This is a genomic window from Pseudomonas asplenii, assembly GCF_001293465.1.
Taxonomy (GTDB): Bacteria; Pseudomonadota; Gammaproteobacteria; order Pseudomonadales; family Pseudomonadaceae; genus Aquipseudomonas; species Aquipseudomonas fuscovaginae_B.
In genome coordinates this window covers 448461-456946 of sequence record NZ_JSYZ01000004.1, presented here as the reverse complement: position 1 = coordinate 456946, position 8486 = coordinate 448461, and the positions used below count along the sequence as shown (strand labels likewise).

The 8486-nt window shown below is 61.1% G+C and carries 6 protein-coding genes; 4 read left to right on the top strand and 2 right to left on the bottom strand.

Going from position 1 to position 8486, the window contains the following annotated elements; genetic code table 11:
- Positions 1-110: 110 nt before the first annotated feature.
- Together PF66_RS08460 and PF66_RS33660 are read right to left on the bottom strand one after the other, a co-directional pair.
- Positions 111-476 (bottom strand): DUF6124 family protein, encoded by a 366-nt coding sequence (locus tag PF66_RS08460; protein ID WP_054062421.1) that lies wholly within the window; start codon positions 474-476, stop codon positions 111-113.
- 397 nt (positions 477-873) lie between these two features.
- Positions 874-1560, bottom strand: a complete 687-nt coding sequence (locus tag PF66_RS33660) for a TolC family protein (RefSeq protein ID WP_152972984.1) — start codon at positions 1558-1560, stop codon at positions 874-876.
- Positions 1561-1835: 275 nt separating this feature from the next.
- On the opposite strand from PF66_RS33660, the gene PF66_RS08450 reads away from it, so the two are divergent.
- Genes PF66_RS08450 through PF66_RS08435 form a run of 4 tightly spaced genes read left to right on the top strand, consistent with a single transcriptional unit; the run spans position 1836 to position 8484 of the window.
- The gene (locus PF66_RS08450; protein ID WP_054057958.1) at positions 1836-3335 is read left to right on the top strand and encodes an alkaline phosphatase family protein; all 1500 of its coding nucleotides are present in this window, start codon (positions 1836-1838) and stop codon (positions 3333-3335) included.
- Positions 3336-5150 carry a B12-binding domain-containing radical SAM protein gene (locus PF66_RS08445; RefSeq protein WP_081005934.1) on the top strand — a complete coding sequence of 605 codons (1815 nt, stop codon included), beginning with the start codon at positions 3336-3338 and terminating at the stop codon, positions 5148-5150.
- 3 nt (positions 5151-5153) lie between these two features.
- Positions 5154-6281: a radical SAM protein gene (locus PF66_RS08440; RefSeq protein ID WP_054062418.1), complete on the top strand. Its 1128-nt coding sequence runs from the start codon at positions 5154-5156 to the stop codon at positions 6279-6281.
- Entirely contained in the window at positions 6250-8484 is a 2235-nt protein-coding gene (locus tag PF66_RS08435) for a class I adenylate-forming enzyme family protein (protein ID WP_160320655.1), read from the top strand. The genes PF66_RS08440 and PF66_RS08435 overlap by 32 nt, the downstream gene beginning before the upstream one ends.
- Positions 8485-8486 lie beyond the last annotated feature (2 nt).

Genomic DNA, 8486 nt, shown 5'->3' with positions numbered 1-8486 from the left:
CGTGCATGCATTGCTCCAGGAGCTGGTACTGATCTTGATCCGTACCGAGTGCCTCTTGCTGCTGGGCAAAAAACGGGAAGCTGGGCTTCCCGCTCCACGGCAGAATGACGTCAGCCATTGGCACAGACGATCGACTTCTCCAGCATCGAATTCATCCTCAATTGCGCCAGCTCTATCAGGTGCACCACACCCATCGCCACCTTGCGATTCGAGCCGGTCTGGTTGTCGGCGTTCTCGTAGGCCGTGGCTGCGGCTGACTGCAGAATCGAATGCAGGTCGAGAAGAGTAGCCTCGTGGTTCAACGAGAGCGGAGGCTGCCCAGGTGGCGTGGCTGCCGCAGAGACAGCAAACGTCGGTACGGCTTTCGGTGTTGCCTCTGGCCCCAGGTCATAGTGGGACAGTGCCCGGTCGGCGATGCGCGGATCGATGGCTCCGACGTTGGATCTCGCCGGCGGATTGGGGGTAGGTTTGAACATGTGGCGTGACTCCAGTCAGTCAACTGAGAGAGCCGCATCCATCGCTACTAAACGATAGGGTGGCGGCCGAACGCAGGTTAGTAGACCGGTGACTAGGCCCGGCGCGCACGAAGGCGCCCTGCGCACGGCCACCATAAAGCGAAGGCTGAAAAACGAGCCTGGCAGAAGGGGGCACTTCGCGCCTAGTCATATGGCGGGCTACTAAACCCGGTCACTGAATTGGCAGTGACAAGCCGGAGCCTAGCCTCGTGATCAGGCGCAAAACAAGCGCTCGGGATTTTCTAGGAAATTTCACTCAAGGGAAAGGGAGTTGTCTGGTTTGGCGCTGAGTGGGCAAAAGCTGCTGATCGGTGTGTCCGTGGAAATGGGAAGAATCCCGGCTGCCACTACCGACCCACTATTCGCCGCCTCCATCGACGTAGCGTTTGCGCATGTTGGCGGCCAGGGTCTGCAGGTCCCTGGGCATGCAGTCGTCGGGATCGTGGGCAGGAAGGGGCATACGGATCTTCCAGAGGTTGGCGCCTTCGATCAGGGCGAAGGCTTGGCCTTTGGGCAGGCTCACGACATGGGCGGGTTCAATCAACGGCACGCTGGTAGAGCTGATGCGGTCCTGGGTGTTGCTGTTGAAGTCGGTGTTGCCCTCGATATCGGAGCTGGCTTGCGCTGCCTGCACATCGATGATGGTCGCACCGCCCAGTTCGTAGCGTTTGCGTGCGCTGTCACGTTGGAAGCTGGAGGCGATGCGCAGTTGCTCAACCGACTCGACGACATTTTTTGCGGCCAGAACCGCAAAGTAGGCTTGCGCCAAGCGCAGAATCAACGCCTGGTGCTCCTTTTCCAACTGCGCATCGGCCAGCAGCTGTTGTAAGTGACCCTGCTGGTAGGTGATCCAATTCTGCCAGTGCAACAGTGGTTGTACCAATTGCACGCTGTAACTGCGATTGTTCTGGCTTTGGGCGAGATGACCGTAGCTGACTTCGTATTGGGTGTATTGGTACGCAGACCACGCGAGGGTCGCCAACCGGTAAACGAGGCAATCATCGGCCAGGTCGAGGCCGGCCTCGCGCGGTTGCCTGAAGTCCACCACTACGCAAGTGCTAAATAATTGGCCTATCGCCTGGACTGTTTCAGAAAAATCAAACTCTGTATTGATTTCTAAAATATCGAATGATTTTGTTACATGTTCTTGGATTTAAAAAATGTCCCCGTTGACCCTCGGTGTTATTTTCTTTCAGCATGATCAGTCAGGTGTGGTCTGGTTGATCTTGAGTGTGGAAGTTAATTAAATAATTAAGGTCCGGTTATAAGTCGAAAAACTAAGCTCAAGTCGGCCTGGTTTTCGAGAGTTCAAGGTGGACTATGGATAGTCAGAAGTTGAAGCTTTTGTTCTTTGGCGTGGACGGCGCCTCGTACACGGTTATGAAGGACCTCATGACGCGCGGCCTGCTTCCCAACTTCAGTGCTTTGGCTGCCCAAGGCGGCCAGGGTGTCCTGCAATCGACTTTTCCTCCCCATACGGCACCGGGATGGGCCTCCATGTTTACGGGTGTTTCGCCCGGTGAACATGGCATCTACCAGTTTTGGGCGACCCAGTCGCCGGACTACCGCTTCAGGGCCATGAATGCTGCCGATTACGGTCGTGAACCTTGCTGGCTGGCATTGGAACGCCAAGGCTTGAAAGTCGGCGTCTATAACATCCCCATGACACATCCTCCGGTAGAGCCTGCCGGTGGTTACATGATCAGTTGGCCCTTGGCAAAAACCTTGCGCTATACCGCCCCCAGTGAGTTGATGCACGAGCTCATGCAGGCTGATATGCACTATCACTCCGATATCGTAACCATGTATCGCGGGCAGGAAGATTATTGCGAGCAGGCTGCAAAGTTTATTCGTGGTCGTGCGGAAACCTGCAACTTTCTGCAGCGAACTCGTCCGGTGGATGCACTGTTTGTGGTGTTCACGGAAGTTGACAGAGTCAGTCACTACTACTGGGGCGATCAAGAGCGTCCGGGGCAGGAAGTCGAGGACTGTTACATCGAAGTCGATCGCGCACTGGGGCAGGTCATGAGTCTTGCCGATGACGACACCCTGGTGATGGTGGCTTCCGATCATGGGTTTGGCCTGTGCCATGCGGACTTCAGCATGCATGAGTTTCTGCTCGGGCATGACCTGCTTGCCTGCCGGCACGAGCCCGTCGCACCGGCGAGTACCACTGGCTCGGATGATCCAGGCGTGCGTTCCTGGTTCGATGCACCCGGGCTCTACCGTCGGACCGTCGACTGGTCGCGGACCAGCTTCTACATGCCTACCCCGGGTTGCTTCGGGCTCAATGCCAACCTGCAGGGGCGCGAAGCGCAGGGTTACCTGGACCAAGCGCAGTTGCCAGCGGCCGAGGAGCGTTTGCGAGGCGCGTTGGCTGAACTGGTGGACGAGCAGGGGCAGCCCTGGTTCACCTTGGTCAAGCGTGACGAAGTCTATGCCGGCGATAGCCTGGACCAAGCTCCGGACTACCTGCTCATACCGAAGGATTTCACCGTGATGCCGACCCCCTCGCTGAATGGGGCGATCTGGAACGTGCCCGCGCAACGTGGTGTGCACCGGCCGGACGGTGTGCTCTTCGTGCGCGGGCCGAAATTCCCGCCCAATGGCGCCCTCCAGGCGCGTATCGAGGATGTCTTCCCCACGATCCTGGCTCACCTCGGGCTGGCGGTACCCGAAGGTCTTGACGGCCATTGGCTGATCGACCCCGTTCGGGAACCTGTCCGCGAAGACGGGCGTAGGGCCGCGAGCGGACGACGCATGAGCGAGCAGGAGCAGCAATTCATGGATGGCCAACTGCAGCAGATCGGGTATTTCTAAATGCAAAGTGCACAGTTTACTAATGCTGCAGCCGGGTTGATCCCGCTGACCAACCTAGCGCAAGTGGTCGAGGAACCCGCAGCCAACCCGTTGCATTCAGCGGTCGACTTCCGGCATCCGAGGCCAATGCGGGTGTGCTTTCCGGTATTGCTCGATGGTGACCTGGTGATGAGTTCGGAGCACCTGGGGGTCAGCTACCTGGTGGCCATTCTGCGCAACCTGGGAGCCGAGTGTCGGGTGGTGGAGGTCAAGCCGGTGGTCGGTGGCGATGAACTGGCTATCGAAGAGGTCGTGGCGTTCGCTCCCGACCTGATCGGCTTTTCCCTCACGACCGTGACCGTCAGTCACGCTACGGCCTTCGGTTCGGCATTGCGGGCGGCCTTGCCCGAGCAGGTGGCGTTCCTGGCCGGGGGGCCGCTGGCGACGTTCCTGGGTTCGAAGTTGTTGGACAACCCCAACTGGGCGTTTCTCGATGCGTTGGTACGGGGCGAGGGCGATGTACCTCTGGTGCGCTACGTCGAAGCGTTCTGGGATCACAAGGACTACACCACAGTGCCCAGCCTGAGCTGGCGCGAAAGCAGCGGTGTGGTCATCGATAACCCCATCGGCAAGCCGGTCCCGGAGCTTGACATGCTGCCAGAGCCTGCCCGCGACCAGTTCGAGATCAACAGCGGGAAGCTGCCCTACCTGCGGCTGGCGACTACCCGTGGCTGCACGGCGCGCTGCACGTTCTGCAACGCTCCGCATGCGGGCAACAAGGTCAACCCGGGCAAGCTCTGGCGCGCGCGAACGCCGGACAACATCGTCGACGAGATCGAGCGGCTGTACCACCGGTACAACTTCAATACCTTCGACTTTGTCGACTCGACTTTCGAGGATCCGGGTGGCGCACCGTTCGCCAAGCAACGGATCGCCGACATTGCCCAGGGTATCCTCGATCGAGGCATGAAGATCTATTACAACTGCTGCATGCAGGCCAAGAACTGGCACGAGGAGGATAAACCGCTCCTCGACCTGTTGTATCGATCGGGCCTGGAAAAGGTGCTGATCGGGATCGAGTCCGGCTCGCAGATCGGTCTGGATCGCTGGAAGAAAAAGTCTACGGTCGAGGATAACAAGCGCGCCATCGAGCTGGTGCGTGGGGCCGGTATCTACGTGGCGTTTGGTTTCATTGCCTACCACCCCTGGTCGACCTTCCAGGAGATCCGCGACAACAACGATTTCCTGCGCCAGTACATGGGTCACAACCTGCGCCGCTACACGGTGCGCCTGGAACTCTACCCGGGGGCGGAGGCGGTCGAGACCCTGCGAGCCGAGGGCAAGTTGCACGACGATTTCGATGTCTCACTCAATGCCTTGAGTTACGACTTCGAGGACCCACGCGTGCTCAAGCTGTCGAACGTGAGTGCGCTACTGTACGGCGAGAAGTACGCCGAAGAGGGGATCATCGAGAAAGAGCCGGCAGTGTTCGAGTTCGAAACCTACGACATCGTCATGCACACGTTCATGTCCCGTCTGCGCCGATCGGTGCTCGACTCTCCAAGGGGCCTTGAGATTCTCGAGGCCGGTGAGGCAAAGGCCACCGAGTTGCGTGCGGCGATGAGTGCGTTCAACTACGCACTGGTGTCCGAGATGACCGACCTGGCTGAGCGCGAGGCGCTCGATGACAGCTATGCGAACGCCAAGCGCCCCGAGCTGGAGCAGTTCTATCGGCAAAAGCTCAGCGAGCTGCGCCAGGTGCAACTGGGTATCAGCATGCAACTTCACCGCGCCGGGTTGAGCCTGCGTGACATCCAGTTCAGCAAGGGGGCCTGAACCATGAGCCACGCAGAGCCGGTCAACTTTCTCGGTCATCGCCAGTTGCTGGGTAATGACCTGGTCATCAATGAAGACTCCTGCAACCTGGGGTGTGCCTATTGCCTGACCGGGCAGAGCAACATGAAGTCCTCCCACGAAGGCAAGTTGATCTTCCAGCCGCCGGTGCACGATGTCTACGGTGAAGAGAGCGACCTGGGCCAGCGGCTGCACGCGGTGGTCGAGCGCGTCAATCAGAGCTTCCGTCCCCCCTTGCTCAAGCTCACCGGGGGCGAGATCTTCATCATCAAGGACATCATGACGTTCATCGAACGTATGTCTCCGTTGCATGAAGTGCTGGTGGTCCAGACCAATGGCCTGCCATTGACTGAAGTCAAGGTCCGGCGCCTGGCCGAGTTGGGCAACGTGGTGGTACAGATCTCCCTGGACAGCAGCAATGCCGACGGCAACAGCTACCGCGTCCAGTCGCCACGTATCCATCAGATGATCATGGATCGCATAGAGATGGTATTGCGCGCTGGCCTGCCATTGGAAATCTATGGCGTGCTCAACGACCGTAGCGCCCCCTACCTGCGTGAATTCGTCGAATGGTGTGCGCGGTTCCCGGACAACCCGCCGCAATTGTTCCCTTTTCCGGTACGGGGACCAGACAGCGAGGCTTTCAAGGTCCGACCCGAGCAGCATGTCCATATTGATCAATTGCTCGAACTGAGGGATCGGTATCCCGAAATCCTTCCGCCCAAGGCGTACCTGGAGCGCCTGAGCAGCTTCTACCGGGACGGTCGGCGCAGTTGGCGTTGCCACTTGCCACGTCTGGTACTGTCGACGTTCAGTGACGGTGTCGCCACGCCGTGTCCCAATATCTGGTTCCACAACATGGGCAACCTGGTCAGCGGCGATTGGCAAAAGGCGTTGGCACCGGTCAATCGGTCGCCGTTCTACCAACTGCTGCTGGCCGAGCGTCCTCGTCTGGATGCCTGCAAGGGCTGTTTCACACCGTGGGACACCCTGAGCCTGTATTTCGAGGATGCCATCAGCCTCGATGAACTCTGCCGCGCGCCGTCCTATGCCCCGCAGGTCATCAGGACCCTGCTCGAACGTGCCAGGGAGGACTACCGCCGTGGTGCTTGAGTCGTGGTTCGAGGCGGTGCTCGAGGGGCCGATCGTGGCTGCGGTCGCTGCCGATCGCCGAAGCGCCTGGGAACGACAACTGGATGAGCTGGCGCAACGGGGCCCACGCCGTGTCCTGCTGCTGCTGGACAGCACGGTCGAGCATGCCGCGCTGATGCTGCTGGTGCTCAAGAGGGGCCTTTCACCGCTGCTCGTGGCGGGCGATACCCCGTCGGACGAGTTGCAGCGTTACGCCGTACGTGGCAGCACACGGCAGGTGCTCCAACTGGGCGATGGCAACCTGCTGGTGAGCGACATGCCCGATGTACCCGACGGGCAGGCGGCCGATCAGCCGCTGGGGTTGTGCCTGATGACTTCGGGTACGACGGGTGAACCGTCACTGGTGATTCGCGAGCTGTCCAGTTGGCGGGACGAGGGGTTGCGCTACTGCAACCTGTTGCAACTGGGACCGGATGACCGGGTGCTGTTTGTCGCGCCGATCTACCATGCCTACGCGTTGGGGTGGCTATGGGGGGCGATCCTGGCCGGAGCCGGAGTCGAGATCTGCAAGCCCATGGAACTGGGCTTGGCGCAGCAGGCGTTGCGTGAGCGGGCCACGCACTGCGTGCTTACGCCGATGCTTGCCGGGTTGCTGGCGCAGCGGGCGGGTACGGGTGGGCGATGTGCCCGGCTCAAGGTGGCCATGTCCGGGGCCGGTCCGGTGGACCAGGTATTGGACAGCCAATTCGAACAGGCCTTTGGCGTGGGGCTTTCGCGCAACTACGGCAGCACCGAGAGTGGTGCCTTGTTCGGCGGTGTGGCGCCGCTGCCGGCCTTGTCGATCGGCTTCCCGCTGCCCGGGATCCGGGTTCTTGATGAACCGCCGGCGGGTGAGCCATTCGTGTTGCGGACCCTGCTGGAGAACGGCAAGGTCCATGACACTGGCGATATCGTCGAGCGGACCGCTGGCGGCTACGGCGTGGTCGGGCGGCAAAGCAGCGCCATTCGCCGTGGCGAGCGCTGGATCTCGCCATTCGAGATCGCCTCCGTGATCGCGAGCCACGTTGCGGTGATCGACTGCACGGTACGTGCGGTCAGGTCGCGGCAGGTGGGCAATGATCATATTTTCGCGTTCGTGGTCTGGTCGGCGGAGCGGGCCTGGGACGAGGCACAGTTGCGTGCTCACTGCCAGCAGCGCCTGGGTGCGGGCAAGGTGCCCGATCGCTTCGAGCGCGTGGTGTCGATACCACGCGCAAGCACTGGCAAGCCTTTGCTGAGCCGGCACTACCGGCCGGCTTCGAATGAGGCGCTGGCCTCGGTCGCACAGGCCTACAAGCGTTCGCAACTGCTGCTGGGGCTGTGGCAGAGCGGTGCACTCCAGTTGAGCGCCCAGGGGCTGAACATCGACCAGGTTGCCCAGCGCACGGGGCTCAATGCCTCGATGCTGGCGAGCGCCTTCGACATCGCCGCCGCCTGCGGACTGGTCTCGGAGAGTCGTGAGCCGCTCGATGAGTCCCCGCGACTGGAGGCGCTGGCACCAATGCTGGACCTCGAGGTACTGAGCGCCCAGGGTTACAACCAACCCGGTAGCCTGACCGAGGTGCTTGCCCGTGGGGCCTGGCAACGATCGTTCGAGCGAGCCGGCGAGCAGCCAGCCGCGTTGCGCGAGGCGTATCAGCGAGCGGTGGCCGGCCCGCAAAAGCGCCTACTGGCTCAACTGGCCTGGCGCAGTGTGCAGCGCGTTCGAGCCGGTGCCTTGCGGGTGCTGGACGTCAGTGCCACGGGTGCGACCTACACCCGGGTTCTGCTCGAGCGCGCAGGTCTGGACCGTGCCGCCAGCCGTGTCGTCCTGCTGGGCGGGCTCAACCCACCGGACCTCGATATCCCCGTGGCGATCGACCCGTGCCTGGCGAGCGGCAAGGCCGATCTTTTCGACGTCATCGTCCTGGACAACACGCTGCACCAGGCCCCGGTTGCCCAGGATCTGGCCGGGCTTCTGGCGCGCCTGGCGCCCGGCGGAACGCTCATCGTTGATGAGATTTTCCTGCAGGACGGCGAGGCGGCGGGCGTCGGCCTGGACTGGCTGACCCATGGAGGGACCGCCTACCTGCGCCTGGTCGACCTGATGTCCGCCCTGGGCCGCCTGGGTTTTATCGGTCGCGAACTGTCGCGGCGCGAGTCAACGATTTTCCAATGCACGATTTCATTCACCAAGGAGCTGTGAAA

Bases quoted from the DNA above. Each gene is read 5' to 3' on its own strand.
- PF66_RS08460 (WP_054062421.1), bottom strand. From the start codon at position 476: ATGTTCAAACCTACCCCCAATCCGCCGGCGAGATCCAACGTCGGAGCC.
- PF66_RS08450 (WP_054057958.1), top strand. From the start codon at position 1,836: ATGGATAGTCAGAAGTTGAAGCTTTTGTTCTTTGGCGTGGACGGCGCC.
- PF66_RS08445 (WP_081005934.1), top strand. From the start codon at position 3,336: ATGCAAAGTGCACAGTTTACTAATGCTGCAGCCGGGTTGATCCCGCTG.
- PF66_RS08440 (WP_054062418.1), top strand. From the start codon at position 5,154: ATGAGCCACGCAGAGCCGGTCAACTTTCTCGGTCATCGCCAGTTGCTG.